A 26899-nucleotide genomic window follows, 5' to 3' on the forward strand; every position below is an offset into this window, starting at 1 on the left:
GCGCATCAAGAAAAACCGCTTATCGATTAGCTGTTCCATGAAGTATGGATCAAGCTTCGAGAGGCGGTTTTTGTTATGTATATCGTTTTTCGAACAGATCATCGAATTAATACATGAACCGATGGCGGAAGCGTACACGATCAAACTGTTCTTCCGATGTGATCGGCACCTGACTTCCGATACGTACCATCAAACAGTTTGCAGGATGTGAACATATTTCAGGGTCGTCTGTTGCATACCAAGTCATGTCGATCGTTTGCATCAGCTTCTCCATCATTTTGCGATAATCCCATACATTCAGTCCGCTGCCCTTCAGATCCCAATGCCAATAATATTCTGTGGTGAAAATAATATAGTTCTCCATGTATTTATCTTCCAAAGCAGTAAGCAACATCTCACGTCCAATGCCAAGCGAGCGATAGTCGTCCGCAACCTCGATTGCCCCAAGCTCTATCAAATCAGTCATATTGCCCTCGGACCAGCGTTCACAATCATCCGCATAGTGAAAGGTTACATAACCGATAATCGTTTCATTTTCATGTGCAATGATAATTCGCCCTTCAGGTAATGCTGCGATCTCGGCCAGAGCTTCCTGCTGCTCCGTTGGTCGCCGAAAGGCATCCAGATCCGGATGGAAGGCAAGACGGGTAATCTCCTCGGCCTGCACGGGGCCTTCAACAGTAATGTGGTGGCCGGACTTGAAGATGGAACGCATATGATGTTCTTTGATATGTTCCATGGTTCATGCTCCTCTCTCTCCCTACTTATAGAGGTTGTTCAAAGTGTCAGCTATAGCAAAAATCCAAAAAATTGAAAAGCCATAGACGACAATTGAAAAGATTTGCTATAATTGCGTAGACAAAAAATGTTCACAATTCAATACAGTATGGTTAACATCTGTTTGGCCGAGCAAGTACATGATGAGAAGTTCTCTCTACTAATGTAAGCGCTAACTGGAAGTTCAGTCAACACAAAGGCAATGAGAATTGAGCCCTAACGGGAATCGAAATGTCGAGTTGAAGGAGGCTGGCAAGCATGAGTCAAGCACATGGTGAGATGCTGCAAACGGTTGTGTCTGAATCTAATCTGGGCGATTACACGGAGGCGAGAAGCCGGTTCGATTGGGAATCGGTGGAACAGCATTTTACGTGGCACGCCAGCGGAAAAGTAAACATGGCGCATGAAGCGATTGATCGTCATGTACTGGAAGGAAGGGGCGGCAAAACCGCTTTATTGTATAGCGATGCTTCACGTGAAGAGGCCTATACTTTTGCTGATCTGAGTGAACAGTCGAGTCGGTTCGGGAACGTTCTCCGCAAATATGGCATAGCCAAAGGAGAGCGGGTATTTATTTTTATGCCTCGAAGTCCTGAACTGTATTTTAGTCTGCTGGGAATATTGAAAGCTGGAGCCATCGCGGGCCCGTTGTTCGAAGCATTTATGGAAACGGCAGTGAAGGATCGGCTGGAGGATAGCGGAGCAGTAGCGCTCGTCACAACTCCGGAATTATTGAAACGCATCAAACGTTCCGAGTTGCCTGAACTCAAACATATCTTTATTGTGGGTGGAGGCGAGCAGACGGAAGAAGGACTCATCGATTTTGATGCAGAGATGTCTGCCGCTTCGGATGAGATGGAAGTAGAGTGGTTGAATCGTGAGGATGGTTTGCTCATTCATTATACCTCAGGCTCTACGGGTAAACCCAAAGGGGTGTACCATGTTCAAAATGCCATGATTCAGCACTATTATACAGGTAAGGTTGTTCTGGATTTGCGTGAGGATGATGTGTACTGGTGCACGGCAGACCCGGGTTGGGTCACAGGGACTTCTTACGGTATCTTTGCTCCATGGCTCAACGGAGTGACCAATGTAATACGTGGCGGTCGTTTCAGTCCTCAAGATTGGTACAACACCATCCAGAAGAATAAAGTCACGATCTGGTACAGTGCACCAACGGCCTTCCGTATGCTGATGGGAGCTGGAGAAGAGACCATCGCCCAGTTTGATCTGAGCAGTCTGCGTCATGTCATGTCTGTCGGTGAACCGCTCAATCCGGAGGTTGTTCGTTGGGGATGGAAAGCCTATGGTCAGCGAATTCATGATACATGGTGGATGACGGAAACAGGTGCACAGCTGATCTGTAACTATCCCGGAATGCCGATCAAGCCTGGCTCCATGGGACGTCCGTTGCCTGGCATCCAAGCAGCCATTATTGATGATCGCGGACAGGAATTGCCGCCGTACAGTATGGGTAATCTGGCCATAAGGGCACCTTGGCCATCCATGATGGCCAAGATCTGGAATAACCCTGCGAAATACGAGGAGTATTTCAGGCTTACGGGCTGGTATGTATCCGGTGACTCTGCTTATATGGATGAAGAAGGATACTTCTGGTTCCAGGGACGGATTGATGATGTGATTAATTCGTCAGGAGAGCGCATCGGCCCCTTTGAGGTGGAGAGCAAGCTCGTAGAGCATCCTGCGGTGGCAGAGGCGGGTGTAATCGGTAAGCCGGATGTGACACGTGGGGAGATCATCAAGGCCTTTGTGGCGCTTCGTGAAGGATATGAGGCGACACCGGAGCTGAAAGAAGAGATTTACCGTTTTGTCAAAGAGGGCCTGTCTGCCCATGCTGCTCCGCGTGAGATCGAGTTCAAGGATAAACTGCCTAAGACACGTTCTGGCAAAATCATGCGCCGTGTGCTGAAAGCCTGGGAGCTAGATCTTCCGGCAGGAGATCTATCCACCATTGAAGACTAACGTTGATACTCTACGAAGCCAAATTCCGGTGACTCTATCAATGAGGAATCGGTTGTGGTTGTAGAAGCCTGCTTTATGCCAGTGGCATAAAGCAGGCTTTTTTAGCTGATGCAAGTACAAATAAAAAGCCGCACCCTCAGATCGTATCTGAGGGTGCGGCTTTTTTTGGGGTAACTTTGCCTAAATCAGGGCTGAAAATGTACAGCCGCGGAAGGTTCGGATTCACCTGCGCTGTTGCTGGCAGATACCTTGAACCATCCACTGGTCGATGCGGGTACGCCATAATCCATGGTATTGCCCGCTGTCGTTCCAATTTTGGTGTAGGCCGAGCCTGTTTCACTGTAAAATACAGTATAACTATCTGCGTTTGGCGTGGACGCCCATTGAATGCGCAGCCCTTGAGATAGAGCAGATACGCTGACTTGACCAGGTGTGCCTGGGGCTGTCGTTGTTGTATTATCGGTCTGCGTTTCTCCTGGAGTAACAATTGTACCTGGAACTTCAATCGGCTCATTAATCTCTTCTTCCACTGGAGGAGCTACACTTCCGGCACTATTTACGGTTGCGCTAGGAGAAGATTCTCTGCCAGCGACATCCACTGCGGTTACATAGAAGGCGAAGTTGCCGCCTTGCGCTGCATAAGCAGAGAATGATCTGGATTCACCGGTCAGGACGACCTGACCTTGGTTCTGGAATCCTCCACCGTTCACAGATCGATACAGACGATAACCCACGACATCGTTCTCAGGAGTGCCATTAAATGTAATGACAGCTGTGTCACCCGAGGTTGAGATTCGTACGTTACCTGGTGCATCAGGAGTTTTGCCGTTATCTGTTCTTGGATCAATCTGTGTCGGCATGTCTGCATCCGCATCTTCAGGAAGGTAATAAGCAAGTGACTCATGTCGACTCATACGTGAGAAAGCATTTTGCAATTCTTTGATGAGATCCGAGATTGGTTTTTTACGCTTGATTACTGTTTTTTCCTTCAACATGTCCGAAGGTGTTCCATCACGCGGAATATAGTTTACACCATTGTAAGTAATGTATTTGGCTTTGGCGACACCGTCATCGCTATCCTTCGGAACAAACTTGCTGTTGAAAATATCCGTAACAAACTTGTCAGTCATGGATGTTGGCAACTTGCCGCTGTAAGCCGATACCGTACGCGTTTCGATCCCAGATGGTTTTTTGAACGAATCCGTGACGAACAGATCTTTTTGCGTATCGATCACTTCATTCAGGATTTTCGACCACAGTTGCTGCGCACGTTTCCGCTGTGATTTGCTTTCCAGCGTATTCACCGGCTGTTTGTATCCAACCCATACGCCAAGTGTGACATCAGGTGTATAGCCTTCAAACCAAACATCTGCATAGTTTTGAGTGGAACCTGTTTTACCTACAATCGGTACACTTTTCGAGTATTTGTAATTTTCACGTACTTTATCTGCCGTTCCCTCTGTAATAACAGTCCGCAGCATATCGGTCATCAGGTATGCTGTCTGCTCCGAGAAGGCCTGAACTGGTTCCGTATCGTGTTTGTAGACGATGTTGCCTTTGGAATCTACAATTTTGCTAATCATGTAGGAATCATTATATACACCATTATTGGCGATGGCACCATAGGCACTGGTCAGCTCTTCAACGGTTACACCGTATTGGAGACCTCCGAGAACACCAGTTTGAGCCTGATAGTCTTCCTTCTGAATCGTGGTGATTCCTAATTTCTTGGCGAAAGCCCACGCTTTGTCGATTCCGACTTCTTCATTGAACAATTTCAAAGCCGGTATATTAAGTGAGTAATTCAGTGCTCTGCGGGCCGTAACAAGTCCTTGGTACCGGTTGTTAGCGTTCTTTGCAATGTGGTACCCGCTCGGACCGCTTTTCAAAATGATCGGTGAGTCATCAATAATTGAAGCTGGCTGAACAAGACCTTCATCTAACGCAGGAAGATAAGCGGCTATTGGTTTCATCGTTGAACCTGGCTGACGTATCATCTGCGTTGCGTAGTTCATCTGTTCATCCTGGAAATCCCGTCCTTCAATCATGCCGAGAATAGCACCTGTTTTGTGATTAATCAGCATGGCAGCAGTTTGTTCTTTTCCTTTGACAGGATCATCTGCTGAGAAGTTGCTGTCATCTTCCGCAATGGTACGCATCGTTTTGTAGATACTTTTGTTGATGGTCGTGTAGATGCGATATCCACCTGTCCGCAGTTGCGTCTGAGCTTCCTCTAATAATGCACTGCTTTCCTTCTGAGGTGTGTCGGCATCCGTACCTTTGTCTGTAGATTCAGCTGTGTCGGAATTTAATTGTTTCATCAAAATCTGTGCAGCTTGTCGTTCCGTTTCCATCATAAGATATGGATAAGTATTGTAAGCCTTGATGGTCTTCGGAGCGAGTGAACTTTTGATATCAAAAGCAAGAGCTTCGTCATACTCGGACTGATTGATCTTGCCCAGTTCAAGCATACGACGTAATACCAGATGCTGACGATTGATTGCGCGGTCAAAATTTTCCTCTACAAAATCACCTTTACCGTTAAAAGCGGAGTAAGAGGAGGGGAGTTGTGGCAATCCAGCAAGATAAGCAGCTTGAGCAATGTTGATTTTTTCTAGATCGTTAATATTAAACAATCCTTTGGCGGCCGCTTTGATTCCATAAACGTTGTATCCGCTGGAACCATTACCAAAAGGAACTTTGTTCAGATAGGCTGTCATGATCTCGTCTTTGGTCAGGAAACGTTCGAGTCGAAGTGAGAGCAAGATTTCTTTCACTTTTCGATCTTCCGTGCGATCCAGATTCAAAAATACACGACGCGCCAATTGCTGAGTCAGTGTACTACCGCCGGTTTGTACTGATTCTTTCAGCACTTTTTGTTTCACGGCACGTAGTGTTCCGCTCATGTCTACACCTTTATGTTCGTAAAAATGATTGTCTTCAATCGCAATGACTGCATCAATAACCTTTTGTGGGATCTGGTCCGTAGTGACCGGACGCCTGTCTTCTTCCGTACGTAATTGACCGATCGGACTGCCGTCGGCAAAGTAAGCAAAGCCTGTGATGGAGTTTTCGCTGACTTTTTGTTCAATCAGGGCCCTTGAACGGACAGGCTCGTCTTTCACAATGGAACTGACGTATCCCATCAAAGCACCGCCTACAAATAGTACCCCCATAAATCCAAGGACAACCATCCATTTGACGAAACTTCCCAGTCTGCGGGCAAAGCTGCGCTTGCGTACAGGCTGTTCATCGGGCTTTTTCTTATTAACATCAACCATTCAGTGTCTTCCTCCTTTTAACAGCACTTATTATAGCATAAAAAGGCGGGTTTGCATGCCTGAGAAATACAAGTAATGGTCGAAATTTGCCATTCTGCCATGCATTATGCTATATATCATGCGATATTGAAGCACATTTCATGAGTTGTAAGCCAAAATATAAGCAGGCCACCTCCATGCTGAGGTGCATAGGGTGGCCTGAATGATGTGTCGTATTGGAGGTCTTTTACATCAGGTTTTGAAACGTTGAATCAGTTCTAAGAGTTCCTGGGTAAGATTAGCCAGAGAGGCAGATGCCGCCGTAATCTCTTCCATGGATGCGAGTTGTTCTTCAGAGGCAGAAGCAACACGAGTTGCATGATCTGCTGTTTCATGACCGATGGTTTTGAGTTGTTCCAACGTGGCATCAACCTGCTGTGATCCAGCTGACATCTGCTGTGCAATGGCTGAGACATGCTCGATCTGCACATTAACATCTGAAATCTGTGATGAGATGGAGAGGAAGAGCTCACCACTCTCATTAATCACGTCCGCAATATGAATAACTTCGGAATTTCCATGTTCCATATTTTCAACGAGAGAAAGGACCTCTTGCTGAACGCTATGAATTAACGCTGCAATCTGCGCTGCTGATACTCTGGATTGTTCAGCCAGATTACGAATCTCGGAAGCAACAACGCCAAACCCGCGTCCGTGTTCCCCTGCTCGTGATGCTTCAATGGAAGCATTAAGTGCGAGTAGGTTGGTTTGACGGCTAACTTCCGTGATCATGCCTGTAATATGGCCAATCTCTTCGGAACGTTGGCGGAAATTCTCCAGTGCGGTCATCGATGTCTGCACAGATGAAGTGGCACTATCGACCATGCGCATGGCGGACTGAATCTTACCACTTCCGACGGTTGTTCGTTCGGCCACCGTTCGCGATGAATCGGATACATCGGAGGCGGCCTTTGCTATTCTTCCGATCCCGACAGATATTTCATTCATGGAACGGGAGGACTCTTGCAGCTCCTGCACCTGTTTACCTGCTTTATCTGCAAGTTCGACTCCTGTTAGGGCAATCAGTTCGGCGGCTTTACCTGTTTCTTCGGCACCTGCGGTCAACTGTTGAGAAGTTGAGCCTACAGATAGAGCATGTTCGGATATAACCGATATGGTATGTCGCAGGGTATCCATCATCTGATTCATATGACCTGCCATGACGCCAAATTCATCTTTGGATCGAACAGGTAACTTTTGTGTCAAGTCTCCGCCAGCCAGCTGCCCAGCGACGATATTAACTTGATTTAATTGTCTAACAATGGAGATGATGGTGTAGGTAACCACACCTGCAAGCAGAAGTACAGCCAGTGCGGCAATCAGTATGGACCAGTTCAAGCTGTCATAGAAGGGTTGAAGAATGTGGCTCTTTGGCAGTGCTGATACAAGATACCAGTTCGAATCTGTTCCTTGTAACCTGGCAGGTTCAGCAATAAACAGCTCTTCCCCTACTTCGGGATCAGTGGCATAAAACTGAGACTCGCCGGACTGTATACGCTGAATGACCGTCTTCATATCAGGTGGAATGACGGCGTCTGCATTAGCCAGTTCCGGTTTGGAGCCGTGCGCAGCGATCTGTCCTTCACTAGTAATCAGCATGGCATAACCTTGATCCGGATTAAGTGATGCTATATTTTGCTGAAAACGATCAATGGTAAAGTCGGCCCCAACAATACCGAGAAAAGTGTTGTTTTCATCCAAGAGAGGGAGGACAATCGAAACGAGTAGTGTTTCTTTCCCGCCAACCGTATAGGTAACAGGCTCTGACCAATAGATGGATTTGGTTTTCTTGGGCAGCTGATAATATGTACTGGTTTCACTGTTTCCCTCATAGGTCGTGAGCGGCTCAAAATGCAGAGAGTTGCCGTCCCGTATGGCGTATGGAACAAATCGACCCGTAGCATCATCATAATCATTTTTATTGACGTGACTCGCATCGTTTCCATCAAAGGCATTCGGTTCCCAGCCCGCATAAAAGCCAAAAACTTTCTCATCCTTTTTCAGATACTGCTCAAGAAGTCTAACGACTTCCTCGCGATTGAGTGAGCCGTTCTTAGCGGCATCCAATAACGTGATACTCATGGTGTCCAATGTGTTTTTGACCTGGTTCATGTCTGTCATGAACTCGTTCGTAGCACGATTCGCTGCTTGTCCCGCAACGGTTTCCCCGTATTGCAGGCTTTTGTCGTAAATCGATTTGGTGTTAAATGCAATCAGGGCTCCAATACAGCAGAGCAATACGATCCCGAGTAAAAGTCCCAGCTTAACAGCGAGCTTGCGATTGCGAAAAAAAATCATGTGTAATCCCCCTTGATGTAACTCTTGTGATGATTGTATGGATGTGTGCTTCTCCTAAAGGGAGTCTATATTTTATATCGTTAATTAAGGTCTTTTAATGAAGATAAATAGAAAAAAGCATAGAAAAACAGCTGTCGAGGAAATCTCGACAGCTGTTTGGATTGAAACTTTAATGTGATTCCAACGATTAACGGTTGTAGAACTCGACGATTTGTTTTTCATCGATGTCTTGGGACAATTCAGCACGCTCAGGCAAGCGGATGAATTTACCTTCTACAGCTGCTTCGTTGTATTCAACGTAAGCTGGAAGATGCGAACGGCCTTCCAAAGCTTCTTTAACGGAAGAAAGAGCGCGGCTCTTCTCACGCAAGCCGATTACATCGCCAGTGCTTACTTGGTAAGAAGCGATATCGACTTTTTTGCCGTTTACAGTTACGTGACCGTGTGCTACCAACTGACGCGCTCCAGCGCGGGAGTTAGCAAACCCAAGGCGGTAAACGAGGTTGTCAAGGCGGCACTCAAGCAAGAACATGAAGTTCTCACCGGCAATACCTTGCATTTTTTGAGCTTTAGAGAACAGTGTGCGGAATTGCTTCTCGCCCAAACCGTACATGTGGCGCAATTTTTGTTTTTCTTGCAATTGCATACCGTAGTTGCTCATTTTTCTGCGTTGGTTAGCTCCGTGCTGACCTGGAGGGAAAGGACGTTTCAATTCTTTGCCTGTTCCGCTAAGGGAAATGCCGAGGCGACGGCTCAATTTAAATTTAGGACCAGTGTAACGTGCCATGTTTAAAGTAGCTCCTTTTTAGTTAAAGTTCATATTAGGGCTCTGTTTGCGCTCCAATTTGTTGATGCGGGCTTGGCCTCGCATAGAACGATCAGGAAAGTTCAGCCGCTGTCCTGAAAGCAACAAAAAGAATGAGGGTGACACAACCGGTAATGCCCAAATTTAAAGACCCATTAGTAGTCTTCATCAACAATTTATATTACAGTTTAAGAGAACCAAAGTCAAGCGTAGAATAAAAGCAAAAAAACGTCTAAATTTGTCGATAGGTCATTGGGCCTAAAATAATGGGACAATTTTCTGAAATATGGATGCAAAAAAGCTTTAAACAGAGTAAAATAGATTGTATCTTAACTTTAAATCATCTTTATGTAATAAGGTTATCGTGACGAATTTGCAGGTTTGCGATAACGTCTGCAGATTAATGCATCCTGGTGGATGCAAAAACGGTGCAAAGGAGCGCCTGACATGTTAGAACATCTAAGAAGTTTACCTGCCAGCTTGAATTCACGAAGTTCGGGCGATTCCGCATCTGTTTCCGCTCCTCGTTCTCATGAAGAGCATGTGTTGTGGATGCAAAAAATGGATATCACACCTTTTGATTTTTCATATTTGGGCAGCTTGCTAGAGCAGGCATACAGTGACTGGAACTCCAAAGCAGATTCAGGCCTAGACAAGGGATCAACCTATTACAGCGTATGGAACACGGAAGGCGATTGTGTAGGGTACGATCGTGATCATGAGGCTGATCCAGGGTTGGATGCACGCAGGCTTGTATTGGAATGTTTGGATAAAAGACAGGCCCTGTCTCTCAGAGGGACTAGCGACCATGGAGAATATCTCCTGATAACACACCCCTTATTCTCCAGAACGAACAAGGATATGTTTGCCGTATTCACTGCTGTGATCTATGAATCCAATCGATATGAAACGTCTGAAGCTGTGGTTCGATCTGAGGCATTGCATTACCGCACCTGCTTTTACCGAAGATTTGAATACATATTTATGACGGACCTGTTACATGCTCATGAACAAACAGCGCGTGAGGAACACCGGAGGTCTATCCTCTTTCAGATTGTTCAGCGAATGCATGACAAAATGGATGTCGAGGCCATATTGGATGAGGTATTTGACAGTATGGACTACCTGTACCCGGCCACCTATATCAAACTCTATATGTCTCAGGATCAGAGCAACTATAATCCACGGATTAAACCGTTGCTTGTCCACGAGCGGGGAGAAGATATCTGTGTACGTTCATTTATGGCAGGCAAACTGATTGTTGCTCGTTCCGATGATGGAGAAGACCGCATTGTAGATGTAGGTATTCCGCTGAAAGGAAAACAAGGCATATACGGTGTGTTCCATATTGAAATGAATGAAGAGATCATGGAAGAATCGGACTTGCAATTGATTACCATGATGGTGGACACTGCAGGCACGGCCTTTGAGAACGCCAAGTTGCACGAACAATCCAATATGTTGATTCAGGAACTTCGTCTAATCAATGATCTTACACAGCGTTTAAACAAGAGCCTGCACCTTTCGGAGATTTATCAATTATCCGAGCAGGAGTTGAAGGAAATATTTCAGGCTGAAACATGTTGCATTCTTCAACTCAATGATAGTACAAACGACTTCGAAGTCATGTCATCCAATGTGAAGGATGTATTTCACCAATCTTTTTCTGTGGACTACGGTATTGCAGGCTTGGTGTATCGAACAGAGGAACCGCTTATTATAACCAATTATGCGCAATATGATAAAGTCTCCTCCTTTTTCATGGAAGATACGGGATCTATGTCACTGATTGCTTCACCGATTAGAGTTAATGGTGAAGTGAAGGGAGCCATTTTGCTGGGACACAGTCGAGAGCATTATTTTTCATATGACAATTATCGGCTCTTACAGATGTTGTCCATCCATATCGGGCTAGCGCTGTCAAATGCCACGTTACACGCCGAGGTTCGGCGCTTGGCTAATCTGGATATGTTGACAGGTCTGTACGTGAGGCATTATCTGGATAGTGTCATTCACGAGCGACAGGCTCATGAATTCTGTGGCTCCCTCATTGTGGTGGATATTGATCAGTTCAAACAGGTGAATGATACCTTTGGACACCAGACTGGCGATCAAGTACTGAAACAAGTGAGTGAGATCGTCACCAGTTCGGTTCGCACGGAGGATATATGCGCCAGATGGGGTGGAGAAGAACTCGCGATCTATATGCCGCAGGTGAGTGTACGTCAGGCGCTGGATTATGCGGAAGTGATTCGAAAGAGAGTTGCAGAAGAGACCAGACCACTCGTTACGGTATCCAGTGGCATCGCAGAGTGGAATTGGATGGATGAGAAGGTTAGCGTAGAGTCTTTGTTTTATCGGGCTGATATGGCCTTGTACAGCGCGAAGAATGGTGGTCGGAACAGAATTGTTGTAGAGGAACAGGATATAACGCGTTAAGAGAGAACAATTCCATTTGCGGAGTCGTTCTCTTTTTTTTATGTATTCGTGATCAAGTTGTGTATAGAAGGAAGTATAAGCATATACGGGCGGGGCAATCTATGGAGAAAGTTCATGGAAGGGTGAAGATAGACATGCTTAACCGCCATTCGGTACGTACGTTATGGTTATTAGTGAGCATCTTGATGATTGGTGTCCCGGGTTGTGGATTCATCCAGCGAGATCGAACGCCCGAAGAGGTTTTTTCCCTGGCTTTATCGGGGATAGCGGGAAAAGAAACATTAAGTTTTGAAGGAGAAGCAGGACTTCGACGGGAGAACAGTGGATTGTTCGAGAATCAGTTCAAATTCGAAGGAAAGCTGGAGAATCATGACCGCCTGACCCTTCAGACCCGATTACCTGGAGAAGTAACTGCTGTGGGCACAGGCATTCATACGACTGCCGTAAAAAATAATGGACAGCCCAGTGGGTTTAGCGCCTCTTTCGAGCGGAAACAAGGGCAGTGGATGGCATTATCAGCGCAACATGAGCCGCTTCGTGGTTCTCTTTCCCGCTTTAATCCAATTGCCCAGATGGAGAAAATAGACAAGATGAACAAAACCATTCAATCCGAATATGGGGCCGGTCGTCGAACCAGAACATTACGAATTGAACTTGCACCGGAAGATGCCAAAACATGGGCTGTAGCCCAGCTGAACGACGAAATGAACGCCATTCGGGCAGAATATATGCATAAGGCTTCTACGGTGAAAGGCGCACGTAAAGAGAAGCTTGAGAAGGATCTGGATCAAGTTTGGAAACAAGGTGAAATAACGATGCAACAGATGATGAAACAAGCGAGCGTACAGACGGTATATCATCTCACCGTAGATCGGAAGAGCAGTCTGCCTCTTCGCTTATCCTCTGAAAGTCAGGTAAGTTACACGGACAACAACCGTAAAAATAACAAAGAAGCCCTTGTCACCGATGTAAACTTCAAGTCATATCAATAAACGAAGTGAGGGACTGCCTGCTGACGGGATGACTGTTCGCGTGCTACAATAGTATCGTAATTTACCGTTGTTCAATTCAAGCATGGCAGAAGACAGGAGGATTTTACCAAGATGAAAGACCCAAGAATTCAAAAGCTTGCAGCAAGCCTGGTGGGCTATTCTGTAGATGTGCAGCCTGGTGAAAATGTATTGGTTGAGATGATTGGATCAGAACGTGATCTGATTAACGCCATCATTGAAGAGGTAGGCAAAAAAGGTGGTAACGTCTTTGTACAGTTGACTGATAAGACCGTACAGCGTGCTATGCTGAAAAATGCGACCGAAGAAATGATGAAAACATGGGCAGAGATTGATCTGAACCGTATGAAGCAGATGGATTGTTATATCGGTATTCGTGCGGGAGAAAATGTGAATGATCTGTCCGATGTACCGGAAGAAAAAATGAAAATGTACAATTCATTGTACTCCCACCCGGTACATAGTGAACAACGTGTCAAACATACGAAATGGGTTGTACTTCGTTACCCTAACGCAAGTATGGCGCAACTCGCCAATACGAGTACAGAAGCGTTTGAAGATTTCTACTTCGACGTATGTAACCTGGATTACGCCAAAATGGACAAAGCGCAGGACTCGCTCGCTAACCTGATGAAGCGTACAGATAAAGTTCGTATTACCGGACCGGAAACAGATCTGAGTTTCTCCATTAAAGATATCGGTGCAGAGAAATGTTCCGGGCAAAAAAATATTCCGGATGGTGAAGTGTACAGCGCCCCTGTACGTGATTCCGTGAACGGAACGATCAGTTATAACACACCAACGTTGTATAACGGAGTGACATTTGAAAATATCAAGTTCACATTCGAGAATGGGAAAATCATTGAAGCGACAAGCAACGATACTGAGCGTTTGAATGAAATCCTGAATTCGGATGAGGGTGCTCGTCATATCGGTGAGTTCGCAATTGGATTTAACCCGCATATTCTGCATCCGATGAAAGATATTCTATTCGATGAAAAAATTGCAGGCAGCTTGCACTTTACACCAGGTCAGGCTTACGAAGAAACAGACAATGGCAACCGCTCGTCCATCCACTGGGATCTGGTGTTGATCCAGCGTCCGGATTATGGCGGCGGGGAGATTTATTTTGACGATGTGCTGATTCGTAAAGACGGTATTTTTGTGATTCCTGAGCTGGAATGCCTGAATCCGGACCGTTTGAAATAGGAACAGGATTTTGCTGTTGCTAGGAAAGCGGATTCACGGTATCATGTAGTGGTAATTAATAGATGATACCAATCGTAAAAAGACGGAGGGATTCCTATGTCGAGTAATAACGCGGCTGTAGTGGAAATTGCTCAAACAGCAGGCAAGTTTACTTCTTCAATCGTGCTTCATTCGGAGAACAAGTATATCGATGTAAAAAGTATTCTCGGATTGTTTACAACGCTGATCAGCACGCACAGCTATGAACTGCATGTTCATGGTCCAGATGCAGTTGAAGCAAAAGCAGCCATGTCAGAAGTATTTGCCAAGCATGGACTGAATGTAAGCATCGCATCTGAGTAATAGCTCTCAAGAAGCACCTTTGCCTTTTTGGCAGGGGTGTTTTTTGGCATGGAAGGATCTGAATACTCATCTGGACGGGACTGGAACAGGAGGATTAAGGTTCAACAGCAGGCTTAACTTTGCGTTCTTATTTTGGTCAGGTTCTTGTATTAGCTCTTCATTTCGTCTAATATTAGAGGTAGAACGTCTTTACGCGATTTTTGGGACATAGGGGGGAAAAATGCATGACTTCATCTGATCTGCAGGACCAGCTGAATTTGAAAGCGATCAGTCTTCTTCAAGAAGATGCAGATAAAATACAGAAGCTTATTGAAGTACAGATGGAGAATCTGGCTACCCGCTACTGCCCTCTCTATGAGGAAGTATTGGATACACAGATGTATGGGTTCTCCAAGGAAGTTGATTTTGCTGTTCGTGCAGGGCTCCTTCCAGAAGGTGCAGGTAAGCAGCTGGTTAGCGCGCTTGAGCGGAATTTGGCAATTCTATATGAAGCCTTGAACAAGAAGAATGAGCAATAGCCTGCAAATGCGCGGGTCAGAATAGAAGGCATGCAGGCGTTTATGCATGCTTTTTTTGTGCGTCTGAAGGGGATGGGGATACAAGCCAGCCAGAAGGCGTATACAAGCAAAGAGACAGCTCCAAATGTACATTGGGCTGCCTCTTGTGGCTTGTTTATTATGATGATGGATGCGTAAGGCCTTGTTACACCAGGAAGAAGGATACGCCGAGTATGATATATACCACGAGCAGGAGTAGGCCTTCGTACCAATTGGTTGAACCATCTTGGGTAATGGACTTGGCAATAAATACGGATACGCCAATGGCGACCAGTTCAATGGTTGTAAATACGATATCCATGGTTCTGCCTGTGAAGTAGCTGACAAAAATCAGTACAGGAGCTACGAAAAGTGCGATCTGCAAACTGCTGCCGACCGCAATCTCGACGGCGGCTCCAATTTTATTTTTCATGGCAAGCATGATGGCTGCACTGTGTTCGGCCGCATTACCGATGATGGCCACCAGGAATGCACCGACAAACAGTTCGCTAAGTCCAAATTCCGAAGTGAAGACTTCAAGCGTGCCGACCAGCCATTCACTGACAAAGGCAACCATGACCGTTGCGAGCACCAGGTAGAGAATAGACTTTTTCTTGGACCATGCCGGAGCATGTTCATGCGGCAGCTCTTCATCGCGATCCTCAGTGACGTCTGCAAGGTAGTTCTTATGCGTCACCATGGAGAATAATAACCAGGCAATATACGCGAGAATGAGCAATCCGGCTACGATGAGACTAAGTGTATTGGTGTCTTTCTGTGTAATGGAATGTGTATTGAGAAAGACTGCCGGAATAAACAGCGCAATGATGGCAACAATCATCAGGGATCCATTCAGACCTGCGAGTGAAACATTATAATTCTGAATTTTGAACTTGAGTCCCCCGGCAAAAATACTTAACCCAAGCACTAACAGCAGATTACCGATGATGGATCCTGTCAGACTTGCTTTGACCATGTCGAACAGTCCCTCTTTAACGAGGAAAATGGCAATAATCAATTCGGCGGCATTGCCGAAGGTCGCATTCAAGAATCCACCCAGCCGCTGTCCGGCGTAGTGGGCAACATTTTCGGTGGCTTTGCCTAAAAAACCGGCCACAAAAATAACCGAAATGGCTGATATCACGAACTGTAGAATCGAATCCCATTTCAAGAAGTGGGCGATGGCACTGAGTGCAAAGAACACAATCAGCAAAATGGATGAAATCCGGTTTCTCACAACAAACACCTCGGTTATAAAATTATTTTGTTTTGAATTGCATGTAAATCGCTTATGAGATTATTTTCATATTTCAATATAACCAAATGGTGGTAGGTTGTAAACGCATCTTTTTGAGTTTAATTTGCTTTTTGGGGTGGAAAGGATTTAAAATACGAGTAACGAAGTGAAGGAGGATGTGGCATGGCAGAACAACTTCAACTGGAGAGCGGAAACATCCGGATTGCCGATGACGTGGTTGCGAAAATTGCCGGAATGGCTGCAATGGAAACGCCCGGAATTGCCGCAATGTCTGGAGGTTTGTCAGAGGGCTGGGCGAAGCGACTCAGCGGTAAAAACGTACAGAAAGGCGTGAGCGTTGAGGTCGGCCAGCTGGAAGCAGCCATTGACCTGCGCATCATCGTCCTGTACGAAACCCCGATTCATGAAGTTTCCCGTATGCTTCAGCAGAACGTAAGAGAAGCGGTAGAGACCATGACCGGATTACGCGTGGTTGAAGTCAATGTAAAGGTAGAAGGCGTATCTTTCAAAGGCGACGATCTGTAGACATCGCAATCCGCAATGGAGAACAGGATACATCAACCTGTTCTTCATCTTGATAGACAGAATTGTCAAACGAGTACACACAAAAAGGCTGCGCATCCATTAGGTGCACAGCCTTTTTTTATGTTGTTTTTTACCGAATCCGACGAATGGACTCCCGTGAACGAAGAGCAGGAGAGGTACGAGTCTGTGTCTGTACAGTCACGGACTTCGTTTTCTCTTCCTTGATTACGTCCAGATTGTTGGTGCGCGAGATACTGAGCAGAATGCCCATGGCGACCATCATCACAAAGAGTGAGGTACCCCCATAACTGATAAACGGAAGCGTGACACCCGTCACCGGAATGGTTTGAGTTACACCACCGATGTTGATAAATGCCTGAATCGCGATCAATCCCATAATGCCAATGCCGACCAATGTTCCGAATGGATCGGGACAGCGGAGAGAGACAATAATTCCTCGCCAGATGAAGTACAGGTAAACGAGCAGGAATAATGTACTTCCGATGAACCCGAGTTCTTCACCAATGACGGAGAAAATAAAGTCATTATACGCATTTGGCAAATAGTGAAGCTTCATCGTACCTTGTCCAATCCCGGAACCTGTCATGCCGCCATCACCAATGGCAACAAGGGAACGGTAGAGGTTAAGACTTCCGCCATTAATATCGGATAATGGATTCAGGAAAGCTTGGATACGTCCGATCTTGTAGTTCTGCTCCGCAGTGACAGCTGTTGTAGCGGTCGTCGTGTCGGAGGGAGACATGGAAGAAAATAGGGAATTTGCTCCGAACGCCAGGGCTCCACCGAGTACAACCAAGAGAATCGAACCTAAGATATGTTTCATACTGGCTCCACCGGCATAAATCAAGAGACCACAAGTGGACACCAGAATGAAGGTGGTACCAAAGTCTGGTTGCAGCATGATCAGTCCTGCGATGAATCCAACGATGAACAAGACGGGAAAATAACCTGTCTTGAAAACTCTGAATTTCTCACCTTTTTTGGTGATCAGAGCAGAGAGATATAGAATGATAGCAATTTTGGCGAATTCCGCAGGCTGAAGACTGAAGCCGAAAATGTGAATCCAGCTTCGTGCACCGTTCAATACTGCGCCTGAGATCAAAACAATCACCAGCATGACCGTAGTGATCAGGAAAAAGGGTGCATAGAGCTTTTTGTACTTGTTGAAGCGGATATTCATGGCAAAGAACATGCCAAATAGACCGATAATCGCCCACATAAGTTGTTTTTTCGTGAAGTAAAGGGCATCATTGTTAAATCTGTCGCTTGCGATTGCAATGCTGGAACTGGAGCTGAATACCATCACCAGTCCAAAGCCCACCAACAATAAAGTGAGGATTAGCAGTTGAAAATCCGGCGTGCCTCTCTTCGTTTTCGTTTGGGCCGTTTGTTGTTTCATCGTTTGGCCCAGCCTATGCTTCCAGCAGTTCTTTAAGCTGCTGTAATTTTTGGGCTGCCAGCTTCACGACTGGTTGGGGAACGGAAGAGTCATAGTCCAGGCCGTGAGGGAAGGTGGCTTTGCCAAGGTACACTGCTTCAACAGCAAGAACGGTATCCGGTTTTTCCAATTTGCCTTCCACGGCGCGGGTATTAATGCGTACAAAGTATTCTGAGTTGGTTTGTTCATCTTCAATTTTGTAGTCGTATGTAGCACGGTAATATTCCCATTGCCACCGGACAAATCCGACTTTCTCGGCGCTCTCATCCAGGTATGCCAAGTCGCTCTTCAAGCCATCCAAGCCTGTATTCTCAAAAATCATAAGCGTTTGATCCTCCTCATAAGCTTCCGAGTATAATTTCTCGAGTATTTCTCTAGTTCATGATAGTATGTTTCCCCTTCCCGTGCAAGCTTTCCAAGGGCGTTTCGTATCGGTTTTCTTCCAATTCTGCTACAATATACAGCAATAGGTTCGAAGAGGCAGGTTCGGGCTTGATATAAGTCCCGTTCAAGATTGAAAGGATGGAGAGACATGACTAATAATATATGGTGGGAAGATCTGCAGATCCACATGGTGGAATGGCGGCGTCACCTTCATCGCAATCCAGAGGTTTCCTTTCATGAGGAGAAGACATCCTCTTTTGTAGCGGATATGTTGGAGAGCTTTGGCGTTGAAGTAAGGCGTCATGTTGGTGGTCACGGGGTCATTGGTACAATCCGTGGCGACAAGCCGGGTCCTGTCGTCATGCTGCGAGCTGATATGGACGCACTGCCGATTCAGGATGAAAAGAATATCGAGTATGCTTCACAACAAGCAGGAGCAATGCATGCATGCGGCCACGATGGTCATATCTCCATCTTGCTCGGTACGGCATTGTATTTCAGCCGTCACAAGCAGGAGATTCGAGGAGAGATTCGCTTTTTATTCCAACCAGCAGAAGAACTTCTTCCAGGCGGTGCAGTCCAGGTTATTGCGGATGGTGCGCTTGAAGGTGTAGATGTCATATACGGAATTCATCTGTGGACTCCGCTCCCTGTAGGTGTGGTTGCCAGTAAAGCAGGACCAATGATGGCGGCGGCGGACGATTTTTACATTGAGATCAAGGGCAAGGGTGGACACGGCGGGATGCCGCAATCCACAATAGATAGTCTTATCGCCGGTTCTGCGCTTGTGATGCAGCTTCAGACGGTTGTCAGCCGTTCGGTGGATCCCTTACAGCCGGCGGTGCTGACCATTGGCACAATGCAGGCGGGATCTGCTCAGAATGTAATTGCAGAGCAATGTAAAATGAGCGGTACAGTTAGAACGTTTGATGAAGAGACCCGAAACGTGATGAAAGAGCGTGTGCTTACCATGGTAGACCAGACAGGGACAGCCTATGGAGCAGAGACACAAGTGAAATATATTATGGGATATCCACCTGTGGTGAACGATGAACAGGAGACAGCACGTTTCTTCAGGGAAGCTACAGAGTTATTTGGGGCAGAACGAGTACAAGCCTCCCCGATGCTGATGCCAGCGGAAGATTTTGCGTATTATCTGCAGAAGGTTCCAGGGTGCTTTATGTTTGTTGGAGCAGGCAACCCGGATAAAAATGCGATCTATCCGCATCATCATCCGATGTTTGATTTTGACGAAGACGCGATGCAGACGGCCGTGAGATTATTTATCGCCATGGCTAAGGGTTACACAGCCGAATGACTTTAGATGCAGTTGGGCATCCTGTTCATACCGAGGTATGGGCAGGGTGTTTTTTCATGGATTTTTTAGAGTTTGTTCAATAAGTCCACTTTTCGTTACTGAAATAAGACTTGTTGAACTCGGAATTATACAGGTTCATTTTCGGAAGCAGCCGGAACTGGACTTTTTTGTGATAGGAGGAAGGCGCGAATGGAAGGAACAGAACATATGGGTAGAACGGATGCTTGCATTGTTCAGCGAGATTTTACAGTTTTGCTGGAAGTCGGCCACCCCGGATTCGAAAGGGCAAGAGAGCAGCTTGGGATGTATGCTGAACTGGTCAAGACACCCGCAGCATTTCATACCTACCGAATCACTCCGCTGTCGCTCTGGAATGCAGCTGCGCTAGGGTGGAATTCAGATCAGGTCATCGCAAGTCTGGAGCTGGTATCGCGTTGGAACGTGCCTGCTGCACTGATACAGGATGTTCGGAGAATTATGGATCAGTATGGCAAATTAAAGCTGCATTCCGAAGCAGATCACACCAGAATGCGCCTTTACAGTGAGGATGAACGGTTGCTCGATGAATTAAGTGGATTGAAAACAATAGCTGCCTTTCGTATGGAACGTAAGGACGCTCATCAACTTATGCTCCCGGGAGAACAGCGAGGGTTACTAAAAAGGGAATTAACACGACTGGGTTACCCCGTACTTGATTATGTGGGGTATCGGAAGGGAACCGAGCTTTCATTTGAATGGCGAACCAATGATTCAGGGGCTCACTCTGAGCGATTTGCACTGCGTTCTTACCAGAAAGAGGCTGTGGACGCATTCGAAGGCAGTGAGGGCATGGGAGGAAGCGGGCTACTTGTACTTCCTTGTGGGGCAGGCAAAACGGTCATTGGCATGGCCGTGCTGGAGCGGCTTCAATGTGAATGCCTTATTTTGACGTCCAATACAACGTCTGTGCGACAGTGGATTCAGGAAATTCAAGACAAAACCACGATCACCAGCGAACAGATTGGTGAGTATTCAGGTCAGAAAAAACAGGTGAAACCTGTGACTGTAGCTACATATCAGATTCTTACACACCGGAAATCAAAAGATGCTGATTTTACCCATATCAAACTGCTCAGTGAGCGGCAATGGGGGCTGATCATATATGATGAAGTACATTTGCTTCCAGCGCCGGTGTTTCGTGCAACTGCGGATATTCAAGCTACGCGAAGGCTGGGATTAACAGCCACGTTGGTTCGAGAGGATGGCTGTGAACAGGATGTATTTTCGTTAATTGGTCCGAAGCTCTATGACATGCCGTGGAAACAACTGGAGCAGCAAGGGTGGATTGCTGATGTACAATGCCAGGAGATACGTATCCCATTCTCCCCGGAATTAAGATCGAATTATCTGCAAGCCGAGGTTAAGCATCAATTTCGATTGGCTGCAGAGAATCCGGCGAAGGTACGTGTGGTGAAGCGTTTGCTGGAACGTCATCAGGATTTGCCTGCACTAGTAATTGGACAATATCTGGACCAACTAGAGTTGATTGCCCGGGAAATTGAAGCACCTTTAATCTCCGGAACCATGTCACAGCAGGAGCGAATCAAATGGTTTGGCGCTTTTCGACGTGGAGAGATTAAAACGATTGTTGTATCCAAGGTTGCCAATTTTGCTGTAGATCTGCCCGATGCTGCTGTTGCGCTTGAAATATCCGGGAGTTTCGGTTCAAGGCAGGAAGAGGCACAGCGGTTGGGACGAATTCTGAGACCGAAAGCGGGGGAAAATAAAGCATATTTCTATGCGCTGGTATCGAAGGATAGTAAGGAACAGGAGTTTGCATTAAACCGTCAGATGTTCTTGGTGGAGCAGGGATATGAATATGCTATCGTTCATGAGAACGAATAGCCCATTTATACTCGCGAAAAGAGGAGGGATTGGGAAATGTCTTCATCTGGACCAACAAATGAACCTGTGGTACTGAACCTTGATTCATGGTCAAAGCTTACTTGGGTGGAACAAAAAGTACTTGGTGCAATTTTTCACAAACATGCTGGTCAGCCTTTTTCCTCCCTCATGCCGCGAGAACAATGGGCCATCGAAGGACTAAGTGTCGCAGAAGCCAATTCTTCCTTCGCCCACCTTCGGCAGCAAAAATGGATCGAATCTGTGCATAAGAGTTGGGGGGAGCGACTATTCTATATTCCTGCTTCACTGATCGAGACATTGACTATTGCTTATGCGCAAAGAGTGGGCATAACCGTCAAACAGGATATAAATTTTGCTCATGTAATACAGGAGGGAAAGTCGGATGTTGCTGGAGAGTTACTTCATCTGATTGCTTGGATCGGAAGAGAAGGACTTCCTTTGACAGGTAAAGGCACTATACATAAGAAAAGTGTTCAAAAATTAAGTATGATCACGGTGTTATCTTCGACAGACTTTGATGGTTTGGGTATCCGATATGAACATTCGGAGTTGTATCCGACCCACGTTGCCATTCTTCTGGATCTACTTCTTAGTCTGAATCTGGTTCAGAAGTCAGATGGGCGAATCCAGATTCAAGATCATCAATTAAAAAAATGGTTAGGGCTATCGTGGACACAGATGCATAGGGAAATATATCAAGCGTGTATGGAAAGATACGGAGAAGTTGAACCCGCGTTACAGCATTTCCGTTATCAATTGGCAGTGCTTGTTCCAGAAAAGAACATATGGTGCCGTATAGCGAATTCGGAGCTGAAACCACGAATTATGGGCTGGCTCTATGCCCTTGCTGGGTGGGGTTATGGTGAAGTTGGAGCGGATCAGTCGGGAGATCTGGCATTTCGTTGGCTGATCGACCCGCAGAGCCTTTTATATCGAGAACGAGAGATGGTAAGTGAGACGGAACCGAGTGGATTTTACATGCAGCCTGATTTCGAAATGTTGGTGCCACCGGAAGCAAGGCCTGATGTGATCTGGATGCTGGAGCAATGCGCAGAACGGGTAACGCGTGACCGGATGTCCATCTATCGCATGACAAGAGAACGATTCGTTTGGGCCTTAGCCAAAGGGCGTGGATTACGTGAAATGATGGAGTTTCTGGATCAATATGCCCTGACAGGCATACCGGAGAATGTACGTATTGCGTTGGAAGGGTGGGGAAGGGAGACGGTTGCTGTACCGTTGACTGTAGAAGGGAAGATGGAGGCAACGGAGGCAAGTACAGGTACCGAAGCGCCTTCGAAATTATTAGAAGAAGATGTGTTGACCGATGTATATGCTTCTTCTTTCTACACACCCGATAATCAAGGACTGGTTGATGTTCCTGAACTTCTGCATGGGTTGGAGCGTGATCATTCTGTCATTGAGAAGAAGTTCTCTCTGCTCGGATTGGAGGAGATACCGGAGACCTGGTACAAGGAGTGGCGTCGATATCATAGTTCAACCGCACGACAGATTGCTGCCAAAGCCATTGAGTGGCAGACCAAGCTGGGGATACAGCAGGAAAATTGTACGCGATACCTCATTCCACACCAGGTAGAGGGCCATGAACAATGGACTTTAAGTGGTTGGTACATGCTGGATTCAAATGAACATACATCAGAGACGGAATGGCGTACATTCTCCCCGTCGGAGTGGGATACAATGCGTCTTATCCTGCCTGATGATGTTACAACCTGACTGTTTTTCGTGAATATCAGGTTGAAAGGCGAATTTTAAAGCTCTCGCTATTTCTAATTGCAGGAAAAACTCTTCTTAACTATTCATGGATATGCTATGATGGGGTAGTCTACGTTAAGTAGAACTTTATATATAGATAGGATGAATATTTCATGAGCGTAGCGGAAATGAACACGGTCGATATGGCCCAAGTGTTAACGGGCGCATATGAACTGGGCGACATGATTAACCAATCTGCCGAAGTATCGGATTATTTATATTGGAAGCAGCAAGTCGAGACTTCCCCTGAGATTCAGATGGGGATTCGGAAGCTGAATGCCAAGAAGGAATTGTTTGAAGAAACACAGCGTTTCGGTCATTTTCACCCGGATTATCATGCAGCGAAAGACCAGGTGAAGGCTCTGGAACAGGAGTTGGAAAATTTCGAGGCGGTGGTCCGCTTCAAACAGGCAGAGAAGTCCCTGGATGATATGTTATTCCAGATGTCAGAGACCATTGCATTCGCAGTGTCAACGACCATTAAGGTACCGAGCAATGATCCGAATCCGAAGGGCGGCTGCGGTAGTGGCGGCAAGTGTGGTTGCAGTTAAGTAATCATTATAGAAGGGCGGGGAACGATGATGTTTGCGGAAAGGACAGGATTCATTATTTGGGTCAGTGATTTGAAGGCTGCCCGTAATCTCGAAAAATATGGCACCGTGCATTATATCTCCCGCCGTATGCATTATGTGGTCATGTATGTTAATGCAGAACGGGCAGAAGATACGATGAAAAACGTGAAGCGACTTTCCTATGTGCGCAAGATCGAACGATCGTATCGTAATGAGATCAAAACTGAGTATGCCAGCAAAACCATGGACAAAACGAGCTTTTACGGAATATAGACGAGAAACTGGAGGGGCCCCTTGGGGTCGCTCTTTTCTTAAATTATGCACAAATGAACTTTAGTGAAAAAAAGTTACACTTACGCCTTGAGGTTGCGGGACTAATGTTGTAATATATTTGGTAATAAATAGATAGAAAGTCCTATCTGGTGGAGAGTGATTCCCATGCGTGATAAGGTGATGCAACGTTGGAGCACCTACGAGCCGTTTTTCGTGGCTCTTGGAGACAAGAAAGTGGCCGACATCGTCATTACCCATCATGCCAAGATGCGGTATGCAGACCGTATTGAGCCTGCACGTAGTGATGATGACCATATTGCGGCGTGGTTATGGGAGTGTCTGAAGCAGGACCGTATAACACCATACTACCGTAATGAACAGGACGTCTACCTGATTGATGAGGATCTGGTGGTGGTCGCCGAATTTTCCGAACTTGAAGGGGAATATGATATTGCGGGCAACCCCTTGCACAAAATGATCGTAGTTACGTTTCTGGGACGAATGTCGGAGACCATTGAATTAAGGGACTTGAAGTCATACTATTCATGGTTAAGACACTCAAGAAGAATGACGTTGGTCAAAAATAGCCGTAAGCATAAGTAAGTTGATTAGATTCAATATGAGATTCAATATGTTGAAATCATAGATTCAAGTCGTATCGCATGCAGACAAGCTGCATGCTTTTTTTGTTGCCAAGCGGGAAATCGGCTACAATATAGAGAGTGTAATCGAAGAGGGGCGAAGATATGAATTTTCACCAATTGCATATTTTTTATACGGTAGCAGAGAAAGGAAGCTTCTCGGCTGCTGCACAAGCATTACATATGACTCAACCGGCAGTGACGATGCAGATTCAATCATTGGAGGACTATTTCGGGACCAAGTTATTGCATCGTTCCACCAAAAAAATAGAATTATCCGAGGCGGGTCGGACATTATTACCTCATGCCAAACGAAGTGTAGAACTGGTTAGACAGACGGATGAAGCGATGTCAGCGTTTACCCAAATGTTACAGGGCCGACTCCAGCTTGGAGCTAGTTTAACGATCGGGGAATATGTACTTCCACGTATGCTCGGACCTTTTGCACTTCAATATCCGGATATTTCAATCGTCATGAAAGTGATGAATACAACGCAAATTATGGATGATATCTTAAAGCACCAGCTTAATTTTGGTCTGATTGAAGCGCCAGTACACCATCCGGACATGATTGTAGAGCCTGTCATGCAGGACGAGCTGAAACTGATTGTACCTGCCGGGCATGATCTGGCTAAGCGTAGCAAAGTGAATATTGAGGATGTCATGAATTATCCCTTTGTACTGCGTGAGAAGGGCTCAGGTACTCGTCAGGTGATGGAAGACCAATTGCAAAAGAAAAAGATTGATCCACAGGAAATGAATGTTGTGATGGAACTTGGCAGTACAGGAGCGGTAAAATCAGCCGTGGAGGCAGGGGTAGGCATTACGATGTTATCTCCTTCTTCCGTGCAGCATGAACTGGCTCTGGGACTTGTTCATATTGTGGATATCCGAGGACTCGAATTCAAACGGCAATTCTATGCCATCCATCTAAAATCGTCCTTGTTGCCCCTGTCGGCAGTGGCTTTCCTGAATTATCTGCGCCAACAGGAGCAACCTGAGCCGGAGTCCAAGACGGGGAAGGCATAATCGTTCGCACCATTAATGATAGATAAGATGTAATCACAAACCACTTTTGGAAAGAAAGGAGTTGTTGTACATGAATCAAAGCAAAGGACGCTGTGATCTGCATACCCATAGTCAGGCATCGGATGGAATGCAGCCACCTGCTGATAATGTGAAGCTTGCCAAACAAAAAGGGCTATCGGCGGTTGCTCTAACAGACCATGATACAGTTGCTGGTGTAGCGGAAGCACAGCAAGCGGGAAAAGAGTACGATATTGATGTTGTTGCCGGAGTGGAGATCAGCACTCGGGCTGGCGGAAAAGATATTCATGTGCTCGGATATTATGTGAATACGGAGGATGAGCCATTCCTGCAACGGTTGCGCGGATTACGAGAAGCGCGAGATGAGCGGAATCATCTCATTATCGCGAAGCTTCAGGAACTTGGGCTTGATATCAGCTGGCAGGAAGTACTGGATGAGCTGGGACGGCCACTAGAGCCTGACGAGAGTATCGGCAGACCTCATATGGCTGATGTGCTGGTGAAGAAGGGATATGCGGTTGACATGCGGGATGCATTCGATCGATACCTTGCTGAAGGCAAGCCTGGCTTCGTATCTGTACCCCGCGTTGCGCCGAAGGATGCGTGCGAATGGATCAGAGCCGCAGGTGGAGCCGCAGTGATTGCCCATCCGGGCCTCTATGAAGATGATGAATTGGTACGGCGAATCATTGAGGATTGCCGTCCAGATGGACTCGAAGTGTTTCACTCGGACCATGAACCGGAAGATGAGCGCAGATACGCCGAGATGGCTAAGGATTATGGGTTAATTGAGACTGGCGGATCCGATTATCATGGGGAACGGCAAGGTGTCGTTTTCCACGGGGATCTGGGTAGCAAGACCGTAATGGTTGATGTGTTGGAAAGGCTGAAGGCAGCTGCCTCACAGCAAAAGGGAGTATAAGCTAAACGTGGTAACGCTTTTTATGACCACAATGAATTCTGCGTTAGAGAGATACATGTTAGGGACGTTTGAGAAAAGGACATGGAGCATGCAAGGGATA

At 46.3% G+C, this 26899-nt stretch carries 22 protein-coding genes; 15 read left to right on the forward strand and 7 right to left on the reverse strand.

Annotated elements, in window-relative coordinates; genetic code table 11:
- Window positions 1–106: 106 nt before the first annotated feature.
- Complete coding sequence (locus tag ACX9NY_RS03160) at window positions 107–739, reverse strand: GNAT family N-acetyltransferase (protein WP_339256341.1); 633 nt, start codon at window positions 737–739, stop codon at window positions 107–109.
- 296 nt (window positions 740–1035) lie between these two features.
- Between ACX9NY_RS03160 and acsA the strand changes: the two genes are divergently transcribed.
- Window positions 1036–2760 (forward strand): acetate--CoA ligase, encoded by a 1725-nt coding sequence (gene acsA, locus ACX9NY_RS03165; protein WP_339235726.1) that lies wholly within the window; start codon window positions 1036–1038, stop codon window positions 2758–2760.
- A 185-nt stretch (window positions 2761–2945) separates the two neighbouring features.
- Here the strand turns inward: acsA and ACX9NY_RS03170 are convergent, their stop codons facing one another.
- The 3 genes from ACX9NY_RS03170 to rpsD all read right to left on the reverse strand — a co-directional run bounded on the left by ACX9NY_RS03170 (window position 2946) and on the right by rpsD (window position 9165).
- Window positions 2946–6041 (reverse strand): transglycosylase domain-containing protein, encoded by a 3096-nt coding sequence (locus tag ACX9NY_RS03170; protein WP_339235724.1) that lies wholly within the window; start codon window positions 6039–6041, stop codon window positions 2946–2948.
- Between the two features lie 231 nt (window positions 6042–6272).
- Window positions 6273–8378 (reverse strand): methyl-accepting chemotaxis protein, encoded by a 2106-nt coding sequence (locus ACX9NY_RS03175; protein ID WP_472477031.1) that lies wholly within the window; start codon window positions 8376–8378, stop codon window positions 6273–6275.
- Between the two features lie 187 nt (window positions 8379–8565).
- Window positions 8566–9165, reverse strand: a complete 600-nt coding sequence (gene rpsD, locus ACX9NY_RS03180; RefSeq protein WP_062835377.1) for a 30S ribosomal protein S4 — start codon at window positions 9163–9165, stop codon at window positions 8566–8568.
- A gap of 465 nt (window positions 9166–9630) precedes the next feature.
- Between rpsD and ACX9NY_RS03185 the strand changes: the two genes are divergently transcribed.
- The 5 genes from ACX9NY_RS03185 to ACX9NY_RS03205 all read left to right on the forward strand — a co-directional run bounded on the left by ACX9NY_RS03185 (window position 9631) and on the right by ACX9NY_RS03205 (window position 14701).
- Window positions 9631–11622 (forward strand): sensor domain-containing diguanylate cyclase, encoded by a 1992-nt coding sequence (locus ACX9NY_RS03185; protein ID WP_339256335.1) that lies wholly within the window; start codon window positions 9631–9633, stop codon window positions 11620–11622.
- Between the two features lie 101 nt (window positions 11623–11723).
- Entirely contained in the window at window positions 11724–12614 is an 891-nt protein-coding gene (locus ACX9NY_RS03190; protein ID WP_339235716.1) for a hypothetical protein, read from the forward strand.
- 111 nt (window positions 12615–12725) lie between these two features.
- Complete coding sequence (locus ACX9NY_RS03195; RefSeq protein ID WP_253439101.1) at window positions 12726–13841, forward strand: aminopeptidase; 1116 nt, start codon at window positions 12726–12728, stop codon at window positions 13839–13841.
- 96 nt (window positions 13842–13937) lie between these two features.
- The gene (locus tag ACX9NY_RS03200; protein ID WP_036614658.1) at window positions 13938–14183 is read left to right on the forward strand and encodes an HPr family phosphocarrier protein; all 246 of its coding nucleotides are present in this window, start codon (window positions 13938–13940) and stop codon (window positions 14181–14183) included.
- A 224-nt stretch (window positions 14184–14407) separates the two neighbouring features.
- Complete coding sequence (locus tag ACX9NY_RS03205; RefSeq protein WP_017687426.1) at window positions 14408–14701, forward strand: Fpa/YlaN family protein; 294 nt, start codon at window positions 14408–14410, stop codon at window positions 14699–14701.
- 184 nt (window positions 14702–14885) lie between these two features.
- Here the strand turns inward: ACX9NY_RS03205 and cax are convergent, their stop codons facing one another.
- On the reverse strand, window positions 14886–15956 hold the full coding sequence (gene cax, locus ACX9NY_RS03210; RefSeq protein WP_339235714.1) for a calcium/proton exchanger: 1071 nt from the start codon (window positions 15954–15956) through the stop codon (window positions 14886–14888).
- Between the two features lie 183 nt (window positions 15957–16139).
- Between cax and ACX9NY_RS03215 the strand changes: the two genes are divergently transcribed.
- A complete protein-coding gene (locus ACX9NY_RS03215) occupies window positions 16140–16502 on the forward strand; it encodes an Asp23/Gls24 family envelope stress response protein (RefSeq protein ID WP_017687428.1) in 363 nt (120 codons plus the stop codon).
- 130 nt (window positions 16503–16632) lie between these two features.
- On the opposite strand, the gene ftsW is transcribed toward ACX9NY_RS03215, so the two are convergent.
- Together ftsW and ACX9NY_RS03225 are read right to left on the reverse strand one after the other, a co-directional pair.
- Entirely contained in the window at window positions 16633–17922 is a 1290-nt protein-coding gene (gene ftsW / locus ACX9NY_RS03220) for a putative lipid II flippase FtsW (protein ID WP_339256333.1), read from the reverse strand.
- 13 nt (window positions 17923–17935) lie between these two features.
- On the reverse strand, window positions 17936–18283 hold the full coding sequence (locus tag ACX9NY_RS03225) for a YugN family protein (protein WP_017687430.1): 348 nt from the start codon (window positions 18281–18283) through the stop codon (window positions 17936–17938).
- 210 nt (window positions 18284–18493) lie between these two features.
- On the opposite strand from ACX9NY_RS03225, the gene ACX9NY_RS03230 reads away from it, so the two are divergent.
- From ACX9NY_RS03230 to ACX9NY_RS03265, 8 genes are all read left to right on the forward strand, one after another.
- Window positions 18494–19663: a M20 family metallopeptidase gene (locus ACX9NY_RS03230; RefSeq protein WP_339256331.1), complete on the forward strand. Its 1170-nt coding sequence runs from the start codon at window positions 18494–18496 to the stop codon at window positions 19661–19663.
- Between the two features lie 189 nt (window positions 19664–19852).
- A complete protein-coding gene (locus ACX9NY_RS03235; protein ID WP_339256329.1) occupies window positions 19853–21547 on the forward strand; it encodes a DNA repair helicase XPB in 1695 nt (564 codons plus the stop codon).
- A gap of 36 nt (window positions 21548–21583) precedes the next feature.
- Entirely contained in the window at window positions 21584–23305 is a 1722-nt protein-coding gene (locus ACX9NY_RS03240; protein WP_339256327.1) for a helicase-associated domain-containing protein, read from the forward strand.
- Window positions 23306–23457: 152 nt separating this feature from the next.
- Complete coding sequence (locus tag ACX9NY_RS03245) at window positions 23458–23895, forward strand: YlbF/YmcA family competence regulator (protein WP_339235702.1); 438 nt, start codon at window positions 23458–23460, stop codon at window positions 23893–23895.
- 30 nt (window positions 23896–23925) lie between these two features.
- Entirely contained in the window at window positions 23926–24189 is a 264-nt protein-coding gene (locus ACX9NY_RS03250) for a YlbG family protein (protein ID WP_095290540.1), read from the forward strand.
- A gap of 165 nt (window positions 24190–24354) precedes the next feature.
- The gene (locus ACX9NY_RS03255) at window positions 24355–24792 is read left to right on the forward strand and encodes a hypothetical protein (RefSeq protein ID WP_017687436.1); all 438 of its coding nucleotides are present in this window, start codon (window positions 24355–24357) and stop codon (window positions 24790–24792) included.
- A gap of 143 nt (window positions 24793–24935) precedes the next feature.
- A complete protein-coding gene (locus ACX9NY_RS03260) occupies window positions 24936–25859 on the forward strand; it encodes a selenium metabolism-associated LysR family transcriptional regulator (protein ID WP_339256325.1) in 924 nt (307 codons plus the stop codon).
- Between the two features lie 70 nt (window positions 25860–25929).
- Window positions 25930–26799, forward strand: coding sequence for a PHP domain-containing protein (locus tag ACX9NY_RS03265; RefSeq protein ID WP_339256323.1), 870 nt, complete (start codon window positions 25930–25932; stop codon window positions 26797–26799).
- The last annotated feature ends 100 nt before the right edge of the window (window positions 26800–26899 follow it).

This window comes from Paenibacillus sp. CB74 (assembly GCF_055687625.1).